Origin of the sequence: Pseudarthrobacter phenanthrenivorans (assembly GCF_036455295.1) — a bacterium.
Taxonomy (GTDB): domain Bacteria; phylum Actinomycetota; class Actinomycetes; order Actinomycetales; family Micrococcaceae; genus Arthrobacter; species Arthrobacter phenanthrenivorans_C.
Genome location: NZ_JAYXNX010000008.1, coordinates 135,489 through 156,057 on the forward strand (window position 1 = coordinate 135,489; position 20,569 = coordinate 156,057).

Here is a 20,569-nt window from a genome sequence, read left to right on the forward strand (position 1 = left end):
CGTGACAAGCCTGCTGATAGTGTTTGCGATGATCATCACACCGGCCCGCCCAGGCGGCGCCACGCACGGAACAGGCCCCCAAAACCAGTGACTGACAAGACGGATCCGTCCACGGCGGCAGCCGGAGATCCCGGGGAGCCCCAGCGCCCTGTCCCTGCTGCCATACCGCCCCTGGGCATGGCAGCGGCACACCGGAGGGGCACCGCTGCGGCCGCGCTCGGCCAGGTGGTCCGGCGGCTGCGCCAGCCGCTGCCCGGAGCCCAGCCGAGGCTCCGGTTCGAAATGCCGCCCGAGTTCACCGGACAGACGCCGGAAGCGGACCACGAAGGGGAAGAGGAGCCGCAGTTCGGGCACCCCGGACCGCGTATGTCGCCCCAGCATCCGCTGTACATGGGCTTCATGGGAACAGTGGGCGTGGGACTGGCGCTGCTGGTGTACTGGATCGGCTCACACACGACGCAGCTGCTGCTGTGGATCGTCGCGGCGCTGTTCATAGCGCTGGGGCTCGAACCCGTGGTGGGCTGGCTCGAAAACCGGAAGATTCCCCGGCCGGCCGGCATCCTGGTTTCGGTGGCCGTCCTGATGGGGGCCGTCGTGGGTTTCTTCGCCACGCTCATTCCCACCATCGTTGAACAGGTGTCCGAGATCGTGCGGCAGGCGCCCGACTGGGTGCACAACTTCATGGATTCCGAGCTCTTCCGCAGCCTCGACGACCAATTCGGCCTCCGCGACCGCATCACCGAGGAAGTGAATAAGTTCGTCAACGACCCCGCCGCCATGGGCGGCATTTTCGGGGGTGTGGTGGGCTTCGGATCCACGGTGGCCAACGGCCTCTTCGGCGCCCTGATCGTTTTGGTGCTGAGCCTGTATTTCCTGGCAGCCCTGCCGGCCATGAAGAAGTGGGGTTACCGTCTGGCCCCGCGCTCCCGGCGGAAACGGGTGGCAGCCCTCTCCGAGGAGATTACGCGGTCCGTCGGAAACTACGTGATCGGCCAGGCCTGCGTGGCCCTGCTCAACGCCACCTTCGCCTTTGTGGTGATGTCCATCGTCGGCGTTCCCTTCGCCCTGCTCCTGGCGTTCGTAGTTGTCCTGCTGGCGTTCATCCCTCTGGTGGGCGGCATGATCGCAGGCATCGTGGTAACCCTGGTGTCCCTCACAGAGGGCTGGCAGGTGGCCGCCATCTACGCCATCTGCTATTTCGCCTACCTGCAGTTCGAGGCGTATTTCATTTCACCGCGCATCATGCAGAAGGCCGTCGCCGTGCCCGGTGCGGTGGCGGTGATCTCCGTCATTGCCGGCGGCAGCCTGCTGGGCGTGCTCGGCGCCCTGATCGCCATCCCCACCGCGGCCGCCGTCCTGCTCCTTGTCCGCGAGATCTACATCGTGCGGCAGGACCAGCACTAGGAGCTTTGCGCCGGGGGCCGCTTCCCGGTGGCTTGACCCAAGGGCGGTCCCGCGCGGCCCGCCCTTTAAGCGGAGGCGGTCGCCGTCGGGCCGTCCCATTCCTGCGGCAGCTCCGCGCCTGGCTGCCCGGGGCTGACCTGCGCAACGATGTCATTGAGGACCCGCGCGGCGTACTTCTCCCCCACCCACAAGTGTTTCGCCCCGGCCACACCCACCACGCGGGCCTGGGGAACCAGGCTGAAGCGTTGCGCCGCCTCGGCGGGCTGCAGGAAATCATCGTGCTCCGGAACGAGGACCAGAAGCGGCTTGCCCGATTCGGCCCACAGCTGCAGGTGCTTGTCCGTGGCACGGTGCAGCGGCGGGGACAGCAACACGGCGCCCTCAATTTGGGGGGCGACCGGTTCAACAGCGCCATACATCAGGGCCAGCTCGGTCCCGAACGACCAGCCGACCAGCCAGCGGTTGGGCAGGCCCCGTTCCACGGCGAAGCGGACAGCAGCCTCTACGTCCTGGCGTTCGCCAATGCCTTCCTCGAAGCCGCCGCTGCTGGTGCCGCGGGCGGAAGCCGTGCCACGGGTGTTGAAGCGCAGTACCGCGATCCCCGCCAGCGCCGGCAGCCGGTAGGACGCCTTGCGGTAGACGTGGGAATCCATGAAGCCGCCGTGCGTCGGCAGTGGATGCAGCGTGATCAGCGTGGCCCGGACCGGCCCGGACTCCGGAAGGGCCAACTCCCCCACCAGCGTGTGGCCGTCCCCCGTGTGCAGCTCGATGTTCTCGCGCCTGGCGGGCAGGACTGTGGAGGCACGGATGGGAGCGGGGCCCGCGGATTGGGTGAACTGGTACGACGCCGGATCAAAAGTCATGCCTGCCAGCTTAGCGACAGCGGAGGTTCTTCTGCCCGCGCGGGTCAGCGGTAGCGGTAGCTGCGCGTCAACCAGCAGTTGGTATGCCAGTGCCGGCGTTCGGCCAGGCCGGCGGCTGCGCCAAAGAGGTGGTCGTCCTTCCACACCACCAGGTGCGCGACGCCCGGCAGCACGGCCGTGGAGCACTCGGGGCAGATGTAGGTCTTTTCGGCGTTCCTGGCAGTCATGGTCCGGACCATCCATTCGCCGTCAGGGGCGCTTTCGCGGCGGGCGATGCCCGCCCGCGCACGCTCGAGGTCCAGCTCTGGCACGTCACCGCTTCCCTTGCGTCCCGCACCCCTGCCGGAAACAGGTCCCTTTCCGGAGACTGGACGGCGGGGACGGTTGGAACGCGGCATGTAACCATTCTGCCCCAGCCGGGTGACTGCCCGTCCCGATCCCTGGTGTTCCTTGCCGCCCGCCGTCGTGCCGCCGTCGGACACTCCCGGCCGGCCCACGCGGTAGTCTGTACGGCGTGCGACTTGTCATAGCCCATTGCTCCGTTGATTACGTTGGCCGGCTCAAAGCCCATCTCCCCCTCGCCACCCGGCTGCTGCTGGTCAAGGCGGACGGCTCCGTGCTGGTCCACTCCGACGGCGGTTCCTACAAACCCCTCAACTGGATGAGCCCGCCGGCCACCCTCAGGGTGTCGTCCCCCGACGAGGTGGACCTGGAGCTTGGCGTGGTGGAGCAGTGGACGGTGCAGTCCGCCAAGACAGATGACCGGCTCATCATCAACATCCACGACAAGATCAGCGAATCCTCCCACGACCTCGGCGTGGACCCCGGGCTGATCAAGGACGGCGTGGAGGCGGACCTGCAGCGGCTGCTCGCCGAGCAGATTGAAACCTTGGGCCAGGGCTATTCCCTGATCAGGCGCGAGTACTTCACCGCCATCGGCCCCGTTGACATCCTGGCCCGGGACGCCGACGGTGCCACGGTGGCCATCGAACTCAAGCGCAGGGGCGACATTGACGGCGTGGAGCAGCTCACGCGGTACCTGGAACTGCTCAACCGCGATCCCCTGCTGGCACCGGTCCGCGGCATTTTTGCGGCCCAGCAGATCAAGCCCCAGGCAAAGGTCCTGGCCAATGATCGCGGAATCGACTGCGTCACGCTGGACTACGACGCCATGCGCGGGGTGGACGACAGCGAATCGCGGCTCTTCTAGATTTCGGCTGTTGCTCCAGGCACCAAATTACCCCTTTCACCGGAGCCGTCCGGTCACCTGTTTTTTACCTAATTTTTATCCTTTTTGTTGTGCGGGCCGTTGACCTGCGGGAACGGGCATGAAATTCTTATCTCAGTCTTTGTGTAGGTGTTTTTCATGCTCGCAAGACATGTTGCGAGCGCGAAGCTCCTGCAGCGCCGGCCCCTTAAGGGACAGGGCAAACCAGGATTCTTCTCGCGGAGTGACCAAGGGCGGCACGAGGTGTGCCGGTCTTAAAAAGTTCCACAATGAGGAGAAATAAATGGCACAGGGAACTGTGAAGTGGTTCAACGCTGAAAAGGGCTTCGGCTTCATCACCCCGGACGACTCCGATGGCGATGTCTTCGTTCACTACTCCGAGATCCAGACCGGCGGCTTCAAGACCCTCGACGAGAACCAGCGCGTTCAGTTCGAAATCGGCCAGGGCGCAAAGGGCCCGCAGGCCACCGGCGTCACTCTGGTCTAGTTACCCGCCGGCCGCTTTAGGCGGCCGTCACAACAAATGGTCCCCGGCAGTTTTGCCGGGGACCATTTGTTTATTCTCAATTTCGCAAATGGAATGCGACTTTATTGATTCCCCGGCTTTAGCACCCGCGGTTCACAGCCGCTGTTGAGGTGGTCAGCTGACCAATTTTCCCACCAGCCGGGCACCCTGCGCCAGGGACAGCCCGGGCAGGTAGGCCCGGGTAAGTGCCCTGCCGATGGCCGGCAGATGCAGCGGGTCCTGGTAGTAGAGGTACAGGGCGCGGTATTCGGGTTTGAACCGTGACTTGAAGGCCGCCAGGGAGCGGAAGCCGTACACCGGCTCAAGTGCGCGGCCCACCAGGTCCAGGATCCGCACCAGGTTCTGGGCGCCCTCATCGGTGGCGCCGCCATCGTCGTTTGCGTCGCTTTCGGCCACCCCGTCCTGGGCACCCGGCTGCCCGGCGTCTCCCGGCTGGCCGCCGGCTGCCGGCTCTGCTGAGCCTGCAGGCTTCTCCTGGCCGGTGTCCGGACGGGTAGCCAGCGGAGAGCCCGACAGCGAGATCACGTCAACCGAATCCCGCAACTCCAGCACGGCCGACGCGATCAGGAACTCCATCACGCCCGGAAACCCCTCGCTGCCGCGGCGCATGACGTCCAGCGTCCTGCTCACCAGCCGGCCGTCGTCGTACACCGGCAGCCAGCTGGTTACTCCGTGGACAGCGCCGTTCCCGTCGACGGCAAGGCAGCAAAGGACTTCCTCGTCGTCGAGCTCATCCACCCCGCCCAGCGTAAAGCCCATTTCCGGAACAGACTTGCCGGCCGCCCATTCCTCGGACACTTCGTTGAGCCGCAACCGGAGTCCCGCGGGCAGCGAGTGGTACGAGCCCCAGACGGCGTGCACCCCCAGCTTCGCGGCACGGTTCAGGGCGGTCCGGACGTTCTGCCATTCCTTTCCCTTGAACTCCAGCTCGTTCAGCGCCAGGCGCGTCTCCTGCGCAACGGCCACCCGGGAAAAGCCGCGTTCCCGCAGCATTGGCCACATGGTGTCGTCACAGGAGTACAGCGCCGGTATCAGGGCCTGGCCGCGGCAGTAGTCCAGGAAACCTTCCGTGACCTTCTGCTCCGCTTTTCGGTCGCCGATGGCGCCGCCCAGGGTCAGGGCCACCGTCCCGTGCTGCTGGAAAGGCATGGCACCGGCGCCGTCCGGGCTGAACCAGTAGGTGTTCGGCTCCCACAGCGCCATCCAGGACAGCGGGCCGCCGCCCTGGTGGAGCAGGTCGCGTGCGCGGTCCCGGTCCTGCCGGCCGAAGTTCAGGCCGTGGTTCCGGCCCACCAGCACCCACCACACCGCCACCAGGGCCACAAGCCAGAACACCGGACCGGAGTAGGCGAACAGTATCGCCTCGGCGCTGTCCTGGTCCGGAAAGACCCTGCGGAATTGCTGTGGAATCGGCACCGGAACGTACTGCCGCGCCAATTCGGCGAACAGGCCCAGCAACCCGCCGTCGCGGGCCAGTCCCCCGGACAAGAACCAGGCCGCGGTATAGGAACCGGCCAGGACCAGCCACGTCCCGCAGACCACGGCCACCAGTACGCGGCGCGCACCCGGGCGGGTCTGTACGCGGAACTGCCGGCGGTTGAGCCACAGGATGACGGCCAGCAGCAGCGGGACCACCACCAGCGGAAGCACGTGGGCGAAAGCAGAGGACAGCGGGGTTGAATGCGTGCCCTGTAGCCGTGATGGGACGAGGGCGAACAGCGTAAGGTACACGGCCGCCAATGCCGTGACTGCCAACTGGATGGTCAAGGCGATGTTGAGGGCGAGCCGGCGGCCGCGGCGCATGCCGTCCGCGCAGATCAGCAGCAGGATGACCGGTACCACCGCCAGGGCCAGGCCAAAGGGTCCTGCGAAACCTGCCCTTCCCGTTTCCAGGCAGGAGGCGTCAACAGTTGCCCCGCAGTTGAACACCAGCTGGCTGAGCGTGGGCATTGGGCTCAGCACGACGTCCCGCAGCAGTGCCAGCGGACCGGTTGGCGCGCGGGTGATGCCGGTCAGGATGGGACCGACGGCGAACACGGCAACGGTGAGCGCCAGCAGGTTCCTGGTCTCCCGGCCAGTGGACCGGTGGCGGTGCAGCCGCCCTTGGTCCCCCTGGATCCACCAGCCCGCAAGCAGACCCAGCAGGGCACCGATGAGGCCAATGACCGTTTCGGCATGCCCCACGTACAGAACGAGGAGGAGCGAGATGGTGAGCACCGCGGTGCGCAGGCGGCGCTGCCACAGCAGGGTGATCCGGGCGCTCGCGGCAAGGCCCGCCGTCAGCACCGGGGCGTACGGGCCGATCAGGTTGTCGTCAGCCATGGTGTCCAGCCAGCCGTCTCCCACATAGGCGGCCAGCTGGGTCACCAGCAGGAAAACAGTGACGGATGCGAACTGGCCGCCGAAGAACAGCCCGATGGCGGCGCGGCGGCCCAGTTTGCGCTCCGCAAGCCCCAGCAGCAGAACCATCATCAGCGACGCCGTGATGTAGGCGAGCGGGTTGGTGGCGAAGAAGAGACTGGTGAACAAAGACCACCACTGGCCCCCGCGCAGCCCCGGGCCGCTGACGGACGCCAGCCCGAGCAGGTGCTCAGGCGGTCCGTCAAGGAAGCTTCCGGTCAGGGCAGCGGCGCCGAGGAAGGTGGCAACCACACTCAAGGTGAAGGGCATGGCCGTCAACGTGCGAAGTACCCGGAGGACTGCGGGGCGTCCGACGGCGTTCCACATCAGGGCAACGGTCCGGTCCGGATTTTTAGTGGTCACCACGTGAGCCCCCATTGGGTGCCAAGGAACTGCAGTGCATCGGTAAAGCGCTTGGAGGAGGTATCCCAGGAGTGCCCGGTATGTTCCACAACGTGTGCCTGCACCGTGAACCCGGCGTCCTGGGCGGCAGCGGCAAGCGTCCGGAGGTTCGCCACGAACTCCGGATCGTTCTGGCCTGCGGTCAGGTACATGCCGTGGGACTCGAAGCGTTGGTGTTTCATGATCTCCAGCGGAGTCTGCTTGATGAATTCGTCGGGGTGTCCGGGAAAGGCTGCGTCAATGGTTTTCTGCCGCTCCTTGGCAATGGCTGGCTCCGCCTCGCTGGAAAATGCCAGGACGTCGGCGTAGATGTGCGGATGCCTGGTCCCCATTTGCACGGCGCAGGTGCCGCCAAAGGAGAACCCGCCGATGGCCCAGTGGCTGTGGTTGGTGTCCACTGCCAGTGTTGAACTGATCCAGTGCGGCACGTCCTGCGACAGGTAAGTATCCGCTTTGGCAATGCGGCTGTCCATGCACATGGTGTTGGCGGACTGGGAGCCGTTGGGGTCGGGGATAACCACGACCGGGGATACTCCGCCATGGGTGGCGGCAAAGGAATCCATGTGTCCGCGGAGTGCGCCGCCGGTGAGCCAGTCGGCCGGGCCGCCGGGCTGCCCGGCCACCAGCACCAGCACCGGCAGTGCGGGCCGGTTCGCCGCAAAATACGCCGGCGGAAGATAGATGTAGGCATCCCGCACGTTCATGCCGGACGCCGTGCCGGGAATCGCGGTCTTCCGCAGGGCGCCCCCGGCAGGCAACTCCCCCTGCGCCTTCCAGCCCTGGAGCGGAACGCCGTCGGGTTGCCCGGGGCGGCGCATGAGCTGCTGCTCAAGTGCCGGTATCCGGGCCAAGGCCGTACCGAGCAGATCGCTGACGGTCCTGTTGAGCCCAAAGTAGGCGTTGATCTGGATGGTTGAGAGCAGTATCACCAGGATTACGGCGAGGAAGCCTGCCCCGTAGTGGATCCAGCTGGACCTGGGCACCCTGAGGATGCCCAGGATGACGGCAGCGACGGCAGGCACGAACCACAGCAAAACAGGGTCGGGGATGTCCGCCGGAAAGACGGCGAGCACGTTGATCATCACCCAGTGGACTGTCGCCACCAGGACGAAGGCTGCCGCCACAGCGATGAATACCCGGATTGCCCAGGCCCGGATGCGCAAAAGCGCGCCTTCGGAGGCACGCATGGGTGGGACCAGGAGGTAGGCCGCGCCGCCCACTCCCAGTACCAGGACGGCTGCATACAGCGGACCGTCCGTAAGCCGGATGTCTAGTAACCAATCCACGTGGCTAGCGCCACGTCCCTACGCCAATGACGGGTCCCGCTTCCAGCCAGGAGGACAGGCCCGTGTAGGCATCGAACTTCATGGCGAGGCGCACATCCTGCCCTTCGTATCTTAGTTCGACGATGACGACGTCGGGCTGGACTTTCACGGCTTCTGCTTCAGTAGGCTTCCTGCGGCCCAGGAGTTCCAGGGAGCTCCGCTTGAACGTGTACTTGGGGCGCACGCTCAGGGAAATCAGCCTGAACCATTCGAGATCATTGTCCTGATAACGACAAACCCCCATCTGCCAGCTGTTGTCAGCCATGCAAATGGAGGCGTCCACCGTGCCGAGGGCACGCCGCAGGTTGAAGCGGCGCACCCCCGAAAGGCACAGTGCAAAAATCAGCAATCCGAAAGCGACTGCCAGTGCGATGAACGAAATACCCGGTGCGTCCATCAAGGTCGTGCTAGCGGATCCCAGCGGTAGCCGAGCCGCCCAGCTGGGCGTTGTCAGCAACGATCACCACGCGGTTGTTGTCAACGGAGAAGAACCCGCCGTCAACATCCACCGCGATGCGGTCCCCGGACACCGGCTGGATGGCCAGTTCACCTTCGGCCAGGATCGCCAGCAGGGGCGAGTGGCCGGGCAGGATTCCGATTTCACCATCGCTGGTGCGGGCCTTGACCATCTTGGCCGCTCCGGACCACACGAAGTGGTCCGCTGCGACAATCTCAACCTCAAGCTCAGCCATATTACTTGGTCTGTTCCTGGATCTTGGCCCACTGGCGCTCAACGTCATCGAGGCCACCGACGTTGAAGAACGCCTGCTCCGCGATGTGGTCGAGGTCGCCGTCGCAGATGGCGGCGAAGCCTTCCACGGTGTCCTTGATGGAAACCGTTGAACCCTCCACGCCGGTGAACTGCTTGGCGGTGTAGGTGTTCTGCGACAGGAACTGCTGGATGCGGCGCGCACGCGACACCACGATCTTGTCTTCCTCGGAGAGCTCATCGACACCAAGGATGGCGATGATGTCCTGGAGTTCCTTGTTCTTCTGCAGGATCTGCTTCACACGGACAGCCGTGTTGTAGTGGTCCTTGCCGATGTACTGGGGATCCAGGATTCGGGACGTGGACGTCAGCGGGTCCACGGCCGGGTACAGGCCACGGGAAGCAATTTCACGGGAAAGTTCCGTGGTTGCATCCAGGTGCGCGAAGGTGGTGGCCGGCGCCGGGTCGGTGTAGTCATCTGCGGGAACGTAGATTGCCTGCATCGAGGTGATGGAGTGGCCCTTGGTGGAGGTGATGCGCTCCTGCAGGAGACCCATTTCATCCGCCAGGTTGGGCTGGTAGCCCACTGCCGAAGGCATGCGGCCCAGAAGGGTGGATACCTCGGAGCCGGCCTGGGTAAAGCGGAAGATGTTGTCGATGAAGAGCAGCACGTCCTGGTTCTGCACATCGCGGAAGTACTCCGCCATGGTCAGTGCGGACAGTGCCACGCGCAGACGCGTTCCCGGCGGCTCATCCATCTGGCCGAATACAAGGGCGGTGTCCTTGAGGACCCCAGCCTCTTCCATTTCAACCCAGAGGTCGTTGCCCTCACGGGTACGCTCGCCAACACCGGCGAAGACGGAAGTACCACCGAAGTTGCGGGCAACACGGGTGATCATTTCCTGGATCAGAACGGTCTTGCCCACGCCGGCGCCGCCGAAGAGGCCGATCTTTCCACCCTTGATGTACGGGGTGAGGAGGTCGATGACCTTGATGCCGGTTTCCAGCATCTCGGTGGAGCCTTCGAGCGAGGCGAAGTTGGGCGCCTTGCGGTGGATCGGCCAGCGTTCGCTGATCTGCAGTTCCGACTCGGCAACATCCAGGGGCTGGCCCAGGACGTTGAAGATGTGGCCCTTGACGCCGTCACCTACGGGCACGGAGATGGGGGCACCGGTGTCCACCACGGAGGTGCCGCGGACCAGGCCGTCGGTCGCCTGCAGCGAAATGGCGCGGATGAGGTTGTCGCCGAGGTGCAGCGCAACTTCAAAGGTAATGGTCTTGGTCTCACCGTTGAGAGTGATCTCGGTGGTGAGGGCGTTGTAGATTGACGGGATTGCGTCAGCCGGGAATTCGACGTCGACAACCGGGCCGATTACGCGCGCAATACGGCCGGTTGCACCGGACGTTGCGGCTACGTGTTCGGTAGCAGTGGCAGTCATCTCTCTCACTTCATTCAGTAGATGGCGTGGGGTTCAGTTTAGCTGTGGTGGTGCTGGTTCCGCGGAACCGAGGGTCGGGAGGCTACGACGCGAGGGCGTCGGCACCTGCAACAATCTCGGAGAGCTCCTGCGTGATTTCGGCCTGGCGGGCCGTGTTGCGCAGGCGCGTGTACTTCTTGATCAGGTCCGTTGCGTTGTCGCCTGCGGACTTCATCGCCCGCTGGCGGGCTGCAAGCTCGGAAGCTGCCGCCTGCAGCATGGCTGCGAAGATCCGGGATTCGATGTAGCGCGGCAGCAGGGCGTCAAGGACACGCTCCGTTTCCGGCTCGAACTCGTACAGCGGCAGGAGCTCCGATTCCGAAGCAGCCTGTTCTTCCACTACTTCCAGCGGGAGCAGGCGGATGACCGTCGGCTCCTGGGTAACCATGGACTTGAAGCGGGTGTAGACAACGTGGATTTCGTCCACGCCGCCCTCCTCGAAGTCAGTTGCGAAATCTGACAGCAGCGCCTCGCCGATTTCACGGGCGGTGGCGAACTCTGGAGCGTCGGTTCCTCCGGTCCAGACCCGTGCATATTCACGGTTCCGGAATTCGAAGTACGCCTGGGCCTTGCGGCCCACGAGGTAGGTCTTGACTTCCTTGCCTTCGTCGTGGAGCAGCTCGAAGAGACCTTCCGCCTGCTTGAGCACACTGGCGGAGTAGGAACCTGCCAGGCCGCGGTCCGAGGTAATTACCAGGACGGCGGCACGGCGGATCTGCTCCGGCTCAGTGGTCAGCGGGTGGTCGATTTCGCTTTGGCTGGCGACAGCAGAAACGGCGCGCGTGATCGCGTTCGCGTAAGGCAGTGAAGCTGCTACGCGCGCACGGGCCTTCCCGATGCGCGAGGTAGCGATCAGTTCCATCGCCTTGAAGATCTTGCGCATCGACGTGGTCGAGCTGATCTTCTGGCGGTAGACCCGGATCTGGGCTCCCATACTTATCCTTTCCTAACATTCCGTAGCCGGGTGTGCCGGACCCTGGGGCCCGGCACACCCGGCGATGCGGAACTAGCGCTTCTGCTTGACGATCTTTTCCTGGTCGACTTCGCCCTCGGAGATAGCGTCATGCTCCTCGTGGCCGGCGCCTACCAGGTGGTTGTCACCTTCGCCGAAGAAGCCCTTCTTGAAGTCCACGATCGAGGACTTCAGAGCGGCAACCGTGTCATCGTCCAGTACGTTGGTCTGGGCGAGCGTGGTCAGGATCGAGGACCTGTGGCGGAGGTGCTCCAGGAACTCAGCTTCAAAGCGGCTGATGTCCTCGACCGGGACGTCATCCAGGTAACCGTTGGTGCCGGCCCAGATGGACACAACCTGGTCCTCGACCGGGAACGGCGAGTACTGGCCCTGCTTGAGCAGTTCCATCAGGCGGGCGCCACGGGTCAGCTGCTGGCGGGACGCTGCATCCAGGTCGGATGCGAACATCGCAAACGCCTGCATGTCGCGGTACTGGGCAAGGTCCAGCTTCAAGGTACCGGAGACCTTCTTCATGGACTTCACCTGGGCTGCACCGCCAACGCGGGACACGGAGACACCCACGTCAACGGCGGGGCGCTGGTTGGCGTTGAAGAGGTCCGACTGCAGGAAGATCTGGCCGTCGGTGATGGAAATGACGTTCGTCGGGATGTAGGCGGACACGTCGTTCGCCTTGGTCTCGATCAGCGGCAGGCCCGTCATGGAGCCGGCGCCGAGCTCGTCGGAGAGCTTGGCACAACGCTCCAGCAGGCGGGAGTGCAGGTAGAAGACGTCGCCCGGGTAGGCTTCGCGTCCCGGCGGGCGGCGGAGGAGCAACGACACGGCGCGGTATGCCTCGGCCTGCTTGGACAGGTCATCAAACACGATCAGGACGTGCTTGCCGCCGTACATCCAGTGCTGGCCAATGGCCGAGCCCGCGTACGGTGCCAGGTACTTGAAGCCTGCGGGGTCGGAAGCCGGAGAAGCCACGATGGTGGTGTACTCCAGCGCGCCGTTGTCCTCGAGGGTCTGGCGGATGGCGGCGATGGTGGACGCCTTCTGGCCGATGGCGACGTAGATGCAGCGGACCTGCTTGGTGACATCGCCGGAAGCCCAGTTGGCCTTCTGGTTGATGATGGTGTCGATCGCGATGGCGGATTTGCCGGTCTGGCGGTCGCCGATGATCAGCTGGCGCTGGCCGCGGCCGATCGGGATCATCGCGTCGATGGCCTTCAGGCCGGTCTGCATCGGTTCGTGGACCGATTTGCGCTGGGTCACGCCGGGCGCCTGGAGTTCCAGAGCACGGGTGGTCTCAGCCTTGATCTCGCCGAGGTCGTCCATGGGCTGGCCCAGGGGGTCAACCACGCGGCCGAGGAAGGCGTCGCCGACCGGAACGGACAATACCTGCCCGGTGCGGTGCACTTCCTGGCCTTCCTCGATGCCCTGGAAGTCGCCGAGGATAATGACACCGATCTCGCGGACGTCAAGGTTCTGGGCCAGGCCCAGCGTGCCGTCTTCGAAGCGAAGAAGCTCGTTCGCCATGACCGAGGGAAGGCCCTCAACACGGGCGATGCCGTCACCTGCGGTCGTTACACGGCCGACCTCTACGCGCTCTGCGTTTCCGGGTTCGTAGGACGCCGCGAACTCGTTCAACGCATTACGGACGTCGTCGGCGTTGATGGTCAATTCGGCCATCTGCAGTCCCTGCTCTCCTGTTTGTGATCACCGTCAACGGTGACCGGGGTTTCTATCAGTTTTGGTGTGCTTGTCCGGCTAGCCGGCCAGCTGGCGTTGCAGTTCGCCCAGCCGGGTGATGACCGAAGCGTCGAGCACTTCGTCACCCACCTGGACGCGGATTCCGCCAATGAGCGACGGGTCAACGTTCATGTTGACCTTCAGTTCCCGTCCGTACAGTGCATTGAGGCCCGCCTGGAGGCGGTACATCTGCGTCTGCATCAGGGGACGTGTCACGCTGACCGTTGCAATCCAGCGCTGCTGCCGCTTGGCCGCCAGTTCGGCAAACCGTTCCACCAGCCGGGTGGGCTTGATGCCGCGCGGCTGGGTGACTGCCTGCGTGATGAGGACTTTGGCTTCCTCACTAACGCCGGGCACCACCTTGCCGGCAAGGACAGCCTTGGCTGCAGCACTTGCCTGCGGTTCGGACAGAGCACGTTGTACCTCGTGGCTGGAGGCAACAGCCTGGTTGAAGGAAAACAGATCGTTTTCCAGCTCTTCCAGGCCAGTGATTCCGGAGGCAGAAACGGCCGACTTGTTTTCAGCAACGGAAATGACCACCGTTGCGGCAAGAGTCTCGAGTGCATCGCCGATGTCGCGCGCCGATGCCCAGCGTGAGCTGGCCAGTCCGCCCGCGATTTCAGCAGCATCAGCGGAGACTTTTCCGCCAACCAGCTGCCTGACCAGCGCAGACTTTTCGTCGCCGCTGCGGGAGGGGTCAGTCAGGGCACGGCGCAAGCCAGCCGAGCTGTCCACCATTCCCAGAATTCCGAAGAGTTCCTTTGCCAGCTGCAGCGACGCCGTGGGAAGCTTCGCTTCCAAAGCGGCCAGTGCTGTTGCCAGCGATTCGCTCGATACGCCTGCCATTACTTAGCTGCACCTGCGTTCTGGGACTCCAGATCTGCCAGGAAACGGTCCACAACCCGTGCTGCGCGTGCATCGTCGTCGAGGGACTCGCCCACGATGCGGCCGGCGAGGGTGGTAGCCAGGGTGCCTACCTCAGAGCGCAGGGACACAACGGCCGCCTGGCGCTCGGATTCGATCTGTACGTGGGCCTGTGCGGTGATGCGGGCAGACTCGGCTGCCGCCTTCTCCTTGAGATCCGCGAGGATCTGGGCACCTTCGGCGCGGGCTTCCTCACGGATGCGGTTGGCTTCGGTGCGGGCGTCGGTCAGCTGCTGCTTGTACTCTTCGAGTGCAGCAGACGCCTCAGCCTGGGCCTTTTCAGCCTTGGCGATACCGCCTTCGATGGCCTCGGCACGCTCTGCGAAGGTCTTCTCGAACATCGGGACAACATACTTGACCACGATGAAGAAGAGGATGGCAAAGCCCACGAAGACAACCAGCATTTCCCAGCCATTGGGAACAAGGGGGTTGACGTCGCCTTCAGCGGCGGCTGAGATGATCAGCTGATGCATATTTCACCCGTCCTTATCTACTCGGTTCTGAATGTTCGCTGAAGTTCTGAAGGTTTACTTGAGAACGAAAGCGAAGACCAGGCCCAGGATGGCGAGTGCTTCGGTCAGCGCCAGGCCCAGGAATGCGATCGGCTGCAGGACGCGCTGGGCTTCCGGCTGGCGTGCAACGCCGTTGATGTAGGCAGCGAACACGAGACCCACACCGATACCACCGCCGATAGCCGAGAGGCCATAGCCGATGAGGTTGAGGGAGCCGTTGATGGAGCCTTCCATTTTTTTTCCTTTCAAGATGCCGCTTGTGCGGCAGGTTGTTTGGGTTGCTTCATCCCCGCGAGGGGAAGACTGTGGTGTGCCGGCGAAGCGTCGCGCCGCCGGCGGGGTGCCTAGTGGCTGTCGGCGTGCAGCGCGCCTTCGATGTAGATCGCAGTCAGCAGCGTGAAGACGTAGGCCTGCAGGACCATGATCAGGGCCTCGAGCATGTACATGGCGATGGCGCCGGCCAGGACCAGGATCGACGTTCCCTTCAGCAGCACGTTCTCCTGCATGATGAGGTACTCGATGCCGGAACCGGCGATCATGACGATGAGGTGGCCGGCGAGCATGGTCGCGAACAGACGGAGGCTGTGCGTGACGGGCCGGACAACGAAGTTGGAGATGATCTCGATCGGAATGACGATCGGCAGGATGTACCACGGCACGCCCGAGGGGACGGTTGCGAGCTTGAAGTAGCGCAGGCCGTTCTTCTTCACGCCGATGGCGATCCAGGTGACGTAGACCAGGCCGGCCAGCACATAGGCTCCACCCACGTGCGAGAACGTGGGGAGCTGGAACACCGGGATGGCGCCGTAGATGTTGTTGACCAGGATGAAGAAGAACAGGCTGAAAAGCAGCGGGACGTACTTGATGAAGTCCCTGCCGCCGATAATGTCCTTGGCAATGCCGTTGCGGACAAAGCCGTAAGCGGCTTCGCCGGCGAACTGGAGCTTGCCGGGTACCAGCTGCTGCTTGCGTGCGGCGAGCACGAAGAAGACTGCGATAAAGACGACAGAGAGGAGGACCAGCAGCATCTGCTTGGAGAATCCTTCTGCGGCACCCCACGGCAGGATTGCCGGCAAATGCATTTCGTTAATTCCAGGAGGAGTGAACTCTCCTGAATCTTGGGCCGGGAGCGCAAGCGCGATCAACGCGTTTCCTCTCTGCAGTGTCCATCATTGGGCGTTGGGCGGGGTCCGGCAGCCTGACAGCCTGCTGTTCCCCCTGTGAAATTATTTGGCATTATCTTTTCCGTCCTGGGACGGTGCGCTGGAAGCATGGCGCTCATCAGCAGTTTTGCGGGAACTGGTAAGGCCGTGCATGTGGGAAAGGTAGAAACCTCCGACGGCTCCAAGCAGAGCGCCTGCGAGCACAATCCAGCGCGTTCCCCACAGATAATCCAGTCCCCACCCTATCAAACTCCAGACGATGATTCCGCCAATGATGTAGCTGAACACAGCCATTCCGGCGTTGTAACCGCCATCGGTGGAGGGGTCGGAAGCGGCGGATGAAGAGCCGTTCGTGCCGTGTTTGCCATGGGGGGCGCCCGCGGCTTTCTTCGGATCACGCATCAGCTGCACCCTTGTCTTCCGGGTCGTTGTAGATCTGGAGGCGGGCCCTGCTGAAGCCGTGGATTTCGGCGGCCTGCCAGAGGACGACGGCTACCACGGCGCCAATGATGAACCAGCGGCCGTGAAGCCATTCCGGAGCGCCAATGACAAACAGGACCACAGCGAAGCCAACTACCTTGATGAAGTAGGTGGCCACAAACACGCCAATCGCACCCGAGGGATTGCTGCGGCCAACGTAATGCCCGATCAGCAGGCTTATTCCAAAGAACAGCATCACCAGGAGGCCGCCGAGTACACTCGATACGGCCCCGGTGGCTCCGTTGAGGAGGCCGGCAGGGATGGCGCACAGCGCAAGGCCGGCACCAGCGGCAATCGAACTGCGCTTGAGCAGGTTCAGCCAGAGGGAGGCGGCGGGGCCGGAAGCGCCAACGTGTCCTTTGCCGGAGGCAGGTCCGGACTCGGCGTTGGAGGTCATTCGATCCCAATCGTCGGCACCAAATGGCGAATCGCCAGGAGGCAGGGGGTGGAGTGGCAGCTTGGGCTGCACCTAAATTCTACACGAGATAGAACATGGCTAGGTCACCGGCAGGCGCGTAACCCTGGACCTCCGGCGGCGCCTGCGGATCAGGTCCGGGCTCGCCAGGTACAAGGCAAGGACCAGCACGCCCACCGTGACGCAGAGGACCACCACCGGCAAGGACGCGGTGGCGGCAACGAAGCCAAGAATGATGACTGCCACCGTGCAGAGCGTCACCGCACCGGCCGATTGCAGATGCGAGAAGCCAACGTCCGTCAGCCGCTGGTAGACGTGCTCCCGGTGGGACGCGTACCAACGCTCCCCCGCCTTGATCCGCCGCAGCAGCGTGTAGCCGGTGTCGGCGGCGTACACCAGGATCGGCGACAGGACATACTCGACGTAGACGCCGCTGAGGAAGCCGGCCACCGCAAGGGCTGCGATCGAGGCGCCCAGCAGGTAGCTGCCCACGTCCCCCAGGAAGACGGAGCCCCGGCCAAGGTTCCACGGCAGGAAACCGAGGAAGGCCATCGCCAGCACCGTGCCGCCGGCCGTCAGCCATGGCTGTTCCGACAACGCTCCCGCCACCGCGTAGGCAACCCCTGCAGTAGCCCCGTGGAGCCCTGAAATGCCGTTGACACCGTCCATGAAGTTGGCAATGTTGACGTAGGCCGCAATGGCCAGTGCGGCGAGCGGCAGCCACCAGAAGGACTGCCCCGTCAGCACGATCAGCGCTGCGGAGCCAGCCGCCCCGATGCCGAGCTGGGCGCCGGCGCGCCCGCTGATGGACAGGCCGCGCAGGTCCTCAACCCAGCCGACCACGGCGCAGGCGGCGATGATGCCGAGCACCACTGCGGAAATGGAGCGGTCAACGGTGACGACTCCCAGCAGCACCGCTGCCGCGTAGCCGATGACGGTGGCCAGCGCAGCCGCCACACCCATGCCGCGGATGGTGGCTTTGACATGCGATGAGCGCGCGGACGGGACATCCACCACGCCCATCCGCACCAGCCACGGTTTCACTGCGAACGGAAGCAGGAGACTGGCCACCAGTGTCACGGCGGCGACGAGGACCAACGGCATCACGACGCCACCCTGACCGGGCCCGCGTCGTCGGCTTCGTCGTCCGGAATATCGCCAATGCCGGCGCCCTGTTCCGCCTCGCAGCGGGCCAGCCAGACGTTGAGGTCCAGCTTGTCCGGATCCTGCTCTGTTGCCTTGGTGTGGGAGATTTTTGGATGCAGCGGACGCTCGTCCAGCTCCCCTGCGCCCACCAGCACTTCATGCAGCTTCTCGCCGGGCCGCAGCCCGGTATAGATAATCTCGACATCCTTGCCCGACATCGCGATCATCCGCTGCGCCACGTCCAGGATGCGCACGGGTTCACCCATGTCCAGGATCAGGACGTCGCCGCCCGCGCCGATGGCGCCGGCCTGGATGACCAGCTGGCAAGCCTCCGGGATTGTCATGAAGAAACGGGTGACGTCCGGGTCGGTAACCGTCACCGGACCGCCCACGCGGATCTGCTCGGTGAAGAGGGGAAGCATCGACCCCCGGCTGCCCATGACGTTGCCGAACCGGACGGAGACGAACTTCCGCTGGGTCTGGCCAGCCATCCAGGCAGTGAGCTTTTCGGCTACCCGCTTGGAGTGGCCAAGGGCCGTGGTGGGATTGGCAGCCTTGTCCGTGGAGATGTTGACGAAGTGTGAAACACCGGCGTGCTGTGCGGCGCGCAGTACGTTCAGCGTGCCGCAGACGTTGGTCTTCCAGGCCTCCACCGGATACTGCTGCAGCAATGGCGCGTGTTTGAGGGCTGCCGCGTGGAACACCACCTCGGGGCGCCTGTCAGCAAAGATTGCCTGCAGCGCTTCCCCGTCGCGGATGTTGGCGAGCACAGTATCGCGCCCGGCCAGCAGGCCGCGGCCGGTGATGGAAATTTGGGTTTGCTGCAGGCCGGTCTCGTCGTGGTCCAGCATGATGAGTTCGGATGGGCTGAACTGCACGATCTGGCGGCAGAGTTCGGACCCGATCGATCCGCCGGCCCCCGTGACCAAGACCCGCTTCCCGGTGATGTAGCCCGCTATCTCATCAACCTTGATGTCAACCGGACGGCGCCCAATCAGGTCTTCAACGGCCACATCCCGGAAGTCAGAGAAGCCGGCGGGAGTCCCGCTGCCGAGCATGTCCCGCAACGGGGGCAGCACCAGGACGCGGACATTCAGGCCTGCCACGGCGTCGGAAATTCGCCGTACCAGGCCGGCTTCGACGTTGGCGAAAGCGAGGACCAGGACCCTGGCCCGGGTGCGCCGGATGATGGCCGGCAGGTCGTCTCCCCGGCCCTGCACCTGCACTCCGGAAAGCCGGAGGTGCTTCTTGGTTGGGTCGTCGTCGATCAGTCCGACGGGAAAGTAGGGCGAGTCCGGGTCCTGCAGCATCCTGGTCACCAGCGAGTTGCCCAGGAACCCGGCGCCGTAAACAAGGGTGTTCTGTGCGCCATCCGCTGGCCGGGTACGGCTTTCCACATAGAGACGCTTGGCGTACCGGGTGGCGGCCATGAAAAGGCAGGCGAACGGGAAGGCGATAAGGCCCACGCTGCGGCCAATGTTGATGGCCTCGTACAGCACCAGCAGGCTGGCCGTGATGGAAGCGGCCACGATGACGGTGACGATTACCAGTGCCCTGGCTTCCTGGAAGCTGCCAAACGGGTAGCGGCCGCGGTAAAGAGCCAGGGAGTAGCCGGCGAGCATTTGCACGACGACGGCGATGGCGGCAACGGCGAAGGCGCCCGCGAACTGTTCGACCCGGATGCCCATCTCGTAGCGCAGCAGCAACGCCAGGACGATGGCCACCACCCACGACATGGAGTCCAGGAAGAGCTGGATCCAGATCCAGAGGGCGGGCTTCTCGTCCCGTACAGCGGCAGGTGCGCGCGTTTCAGATTTTGTACTCAACAGAAGATGCAACCGACTTCCACTACCACGGCGGCCAGCGCCTGTTTCAAAAATCCCCGCCGCAAAAACCGTCGGACGGCGTCGGGGCCTAGAACGATACTAAACTCTTTGGCTGCCGCTTCCCGGATGCGCCGGCAGCGGCGGCATGGGTTTCCATCCCGTGTCGGCGAGAATCGTGCGCGATTCACGCCATCCCTGCCACAGTGGAGCGGTGCCTTTGAGCGTCCGCTCCACGAGCATCAGCCGGACCATTTCCTTGAGGAACGTCAGGGCAGTCCCGGCCGCGAAACCGGCGCGGTTGTACTTGCCGTAGGCCTTCAGGTAGTGCGCCACGTGCCCGCGGTTGCGCATTACATAGCGGCGGCTCAAGTCGGACGAGTCGTTGAGGTGGCGCAGCCCCAAATCAACCTGCCGTTGCGCACGGACCTTCCTGATCACGAAAGCGTTCACGTACACCACCGGAGTGCGCTGCGCGGCCAGCCAACCGTAAATCAGGTCATCCCAGGTGATGAAGAAGCGAGGGTCCGGCAGGCCGATGTCACGGACCACCGCGGCCTTGACCAGCATGCCCTCGAAGTTGCCCACATTGGTGCGGAATACGTCTGAATGCTTGAACACGTCGCGCGAGACCGGCAGGAAGATGCCCAACGCCTCAACGAAGTGATGCTGCCAGAAGAACGGTTTGCCGTTGGCGTCGTACCGGCGGCCGATCATGCACGAGTAGTCCGCGGTGAACTTGTCCAGTGCTTCAACGGCGCCGGGAAGGACCTCGACGTCGTCGTCCATCAGCCACAGCCATTCGGCACCCGACTCGAGCGCCAGCTCCACGCCGCGGGAGAAGCCGCCGGCCCCGCCCACATTCCGGTCCAGCCGCTCGTAATGGATGCGCGGACCTTGGTCGCTGATGGCGTCCGCCACGACTCCCGGCGTGTGGTCGGTACTGGCGTTGTCCACGATGAGGATGCGCGCCGGCGGGGTGTTCAGCCGGGCGAAGGAGTCCAGAAGGTTGCGCAGGAAATCTGCGCGGTTATAGGTGACGACGACGGCGTACAGGTTCTCCACGG

Annotated in this window: 21 protein-coding genes; 3 read left to right on the forward strand and 18 right to left on the reverse strand. The window is 64.2% G+C overall.

Going from position 1 to position 20,569, the window contains the following annotated elements:
- Positions 1–87: 87 nt before the first annotated feature.
- Positions 88–1,404, forward strand: a complete 1,317-nt coding sequence (locus VXJ37_RS12345; RefSeq protein WP_331323315.1) for an AI-2E family transporter — start codon at positions 88–90, stop codon at positions 1,402–1,404.
- A gap of 65 nt (positions 1,405–1,469) precedes the next feature.
- Here VXJ37_RS12345 and VXJ37_RS12350 read toward each other — a convergent pair whose 3' ends face one another.
- Both VXJ37_RS12350 and VXJ37_RS12355 read right to left on the reverse strand, forming a co-directional pair.
- Positions 1,470–2,267, reverse strand: a complete 798-nt coding sequence (locus tag VXJ37_RS12350) for an alpha/beta hydrolase (RefSeq protein ID WP_331323316.1) — start codon at positions 2,265–2,267, stop codon at positions 1,470–1,472.
- A 44-nt stretch (positions 2,268–2,311) separates the two neighbouring features.
- A complete protein-coding gene (locus VXJ37_RS12355) occupies positions 2,312–2,665 on the reverse strand; it encodes an ATP/GTP-binding protein (protein ID WP_331323398.1) in 354 nt (117 codons plus the stop codon).
- A gap of 116 nt (positions 2,666–2,781) precedes the next feature.
- On the opposite strand from VXJ37_RS12355, the gene nucS reads away from it, so the two are divergent.
- The gene (nucS, locus tag VXJ37_RS12360) at positions 2,782–3,477 is read left to right on the forward strand and encodes an endonuclease NucS (RefSeq protein WP_331323317.1); all 696 of its coding nucleotides are present in this window, start codon (positions 2,782–2,784) and stop codon (positions 3,475–3,477) included.
- 301 nt (positions 3,478–3,778) lie between these two features.
- Positions 3,779–3,982 (forward strand): cold-shock protein, encoded by a 204-nt coding sequence (locus VXJ37_RS12365; protein WP_011692441.1) that lies wholly within the window; start codon positions 3,779–3,781, stop codon positions 3,980–3,982.
- Positions 3,983–4,135: 153 nt separating this feature from the next.
- Here the strand turns inward: VXJ37_RS12365 and VXJ37_RS12370 are convergent, their stop codons facing one another.
- From VXJ37_RS12370 to VXJ37_RS12445, 16 genes are all read right to left on the reverse strand, one after another.
- A complete protein-coding gene (locus VXJ37_RS12370; protein WP_440589802.1) occupies positions 4,136–6,799 on the reverse strand; it encodes a bifunctional lysylphosphatidylglycerol flippase/synthetase MprF in 2,664 nt (887 codons plus the stop codon).
- Positions 6,781–8,109 carry an alpha/beta hydrolase gene (locus tag VXJ37_RS12375; RefSeq protein WP_331323318.1) on the reverse strand — a complete coding sequence of 443 codons (1,329 nt, stop codon included), beginning with the start codon at positions 8,107–8,109 and terminating at the stop codon, positions 6,781–6,783. Before VXJ37_RS12375 ends, VXJ37_RS12370 begins: the two co-directional genes overlap by 19 nt.
- 4 nt (positions 8,110–8,113) lie before the next feature.
- A complete protein-coding gene (locus VXJ37_RS12380) occupies positions 8,114–8,545 on the reverse strand; it encodes a DUF2550 domain-containing protein (protein WP_331323319.1) in 432 nt (143 codons plus the stop codon).
- Between the two features lie 10 nt (positions 8,546–8,555).
- Positions 8,556–8,840, reverse strand: a complete 285-nt coding sequence (locus VXJ37_RS12385) for a F0F1 ATP synthase subunit epsilon (protein WP_018760117.1) — start codon at positions 8,838–8,840, stop codon at positions 8,556–8,558.
- Between the two features lies 1 nt (position 8,841).
- Positions 8,842–10,296, reverse strand: a complete 1,455-nt coding sequence (atpD, locus tag VXJ37_RS12390) for a F0F1 ATP synthase subunit beta (RefSeq protein WP_331323320.1) — start codon at positions 10,294–10,296, stop codon at positions 8,842–8,844.
- Between the two features lie 82 nt (positions 10,297–10,378).
- On the reverse strand, positions 10,379–11,269 hold the full coding sequence (locus tag VXJ37_RS12395; RefSeq protein ID WP_255172585.1) for a F0F1 ATP synthase subunit gamma: 891 nt from the start codon (positions 11,267–11,269) through the stop codon (positions 10,379–10,381).
- A gap of 72 nt (positions 11,270–11,341) precedes the next feature.
- Entirely contained in the window at positions 11,342–12,979 is a 1,638-nt protein-coding gene (gene atpA, locus VXJ37_RS12400) for a F0F1 ATP synthase subunit alpha (protein WP_331323321.1), read from the reverse strand.
- 78 nt (positions 12,980–13,057) lie between these two features.
- On the reverse strand, positions 13,058–13,885 hold the full coding sequence (locus tag VXJ37_RS12405) for a F0F1 ATP synthase subunit delta (RefSeq protein ID WP_331323322.1): 828 nt from the start codon (positions 13,883–13,885) through the stop codon (positions 13,058–13,060).
- Positions 13,885–14,436, reverse strand: a complete 552-nt coding sequence (locus tag VXJ37_RS12410) for a F0F1 ATP synthase subunit B (protein WP_188571160.1) — start codon at positions 14,434–14,436, stop codon at positions 13,885–13,887. Before VXJ37_RS12410 ends, VXJ37_RS12405 begins: the two co-directional genes overlap by 1 nt.
- Before the next feature lie 54 nt (positions 14,437–14,490).
- Positions 14,491–14,709, reverse strand: coding sequence for an ATP synthase F0 subunit C (gene atpE / locus VXJ37_RS12415; protein WP_003804776.1), 219 nt, complete (start codon positions 14,707–14,709; stop codon positions 14,491–14,493).
- A gap of 110 nt (positions 14,710–14,819) precedes the next feature.
- Complete coding sequence (gene atpB / locus VXJ37_RS12420; protein WP_159631646.1) at positions 14,820–15,620, reverse strand: F0F1 ATP synthase subunit A; 801 nt, start codon at positions 15,618–15,620, stop codon at positions 14,820–14,822.
- 81 nt (positions 15,621–15,701) lie between these two features.
- Positions 15,702–16,040, reverse strand: coding sequence for an AtpZ/AtpI family protein (locus tag VXJ37_RS12425; RefSeq protein ID WP_331323323.1), 339 nt, complete (start codon positions 16,038–16,040; stop codon positions 15,702–15,704).
- Entirely contained in the window at positions 16,033–16,515 is a 483-nt protein-coding gene (locus tag VXJ37_RS12430; protein ID WP_331323324.1) for a hypothetical protein, read from the reverse strand. The genes VXJ37_RS12425 and VXJ37_RS12430 overlap by 8 nt, the downstream gene beginning before the upstream one ends.
- Before the next feature lie 99 nt (positions 16,516–16,614).
- Entirely contained in the window at positions 16,615–17,637 is a 1,023-nt protein-coding gene (locus VXJ37_RS12435; protein WP_331323401.1) for an MraY family glycosyltransferase, read from the reverse strand.
- On the reverse strand, positions 17,637–19,505 hold the full coding sequence (locus VXJ37_RS12440) for a polysaccharide biosynthesis protein (RefSeq protein ID WP_331323325.1): 1,869 nt from the start codon (positions 19,503–19,505) through the stop codon (positions 17,637–17,639). The genes VXJ37_RS12435 and VXJ37_RS12440 overlap by 1 nt, the downstream gene beginning before the upstream one ends.
- Before the next feature lie 99 nt (positions 19,506–19,604).
- Positions 19,605–20,567, reverse strand: a complete 963-nt coding sequence (locus VXJ37_RS12445; protein WP_331323326.1) for a glycosyltransferase — start codon at positions 20,565–20,567, stop codon at positions 19,605–19,607.
- Positions 20,568–20,569: the final 2 nt, after the last annotated feature.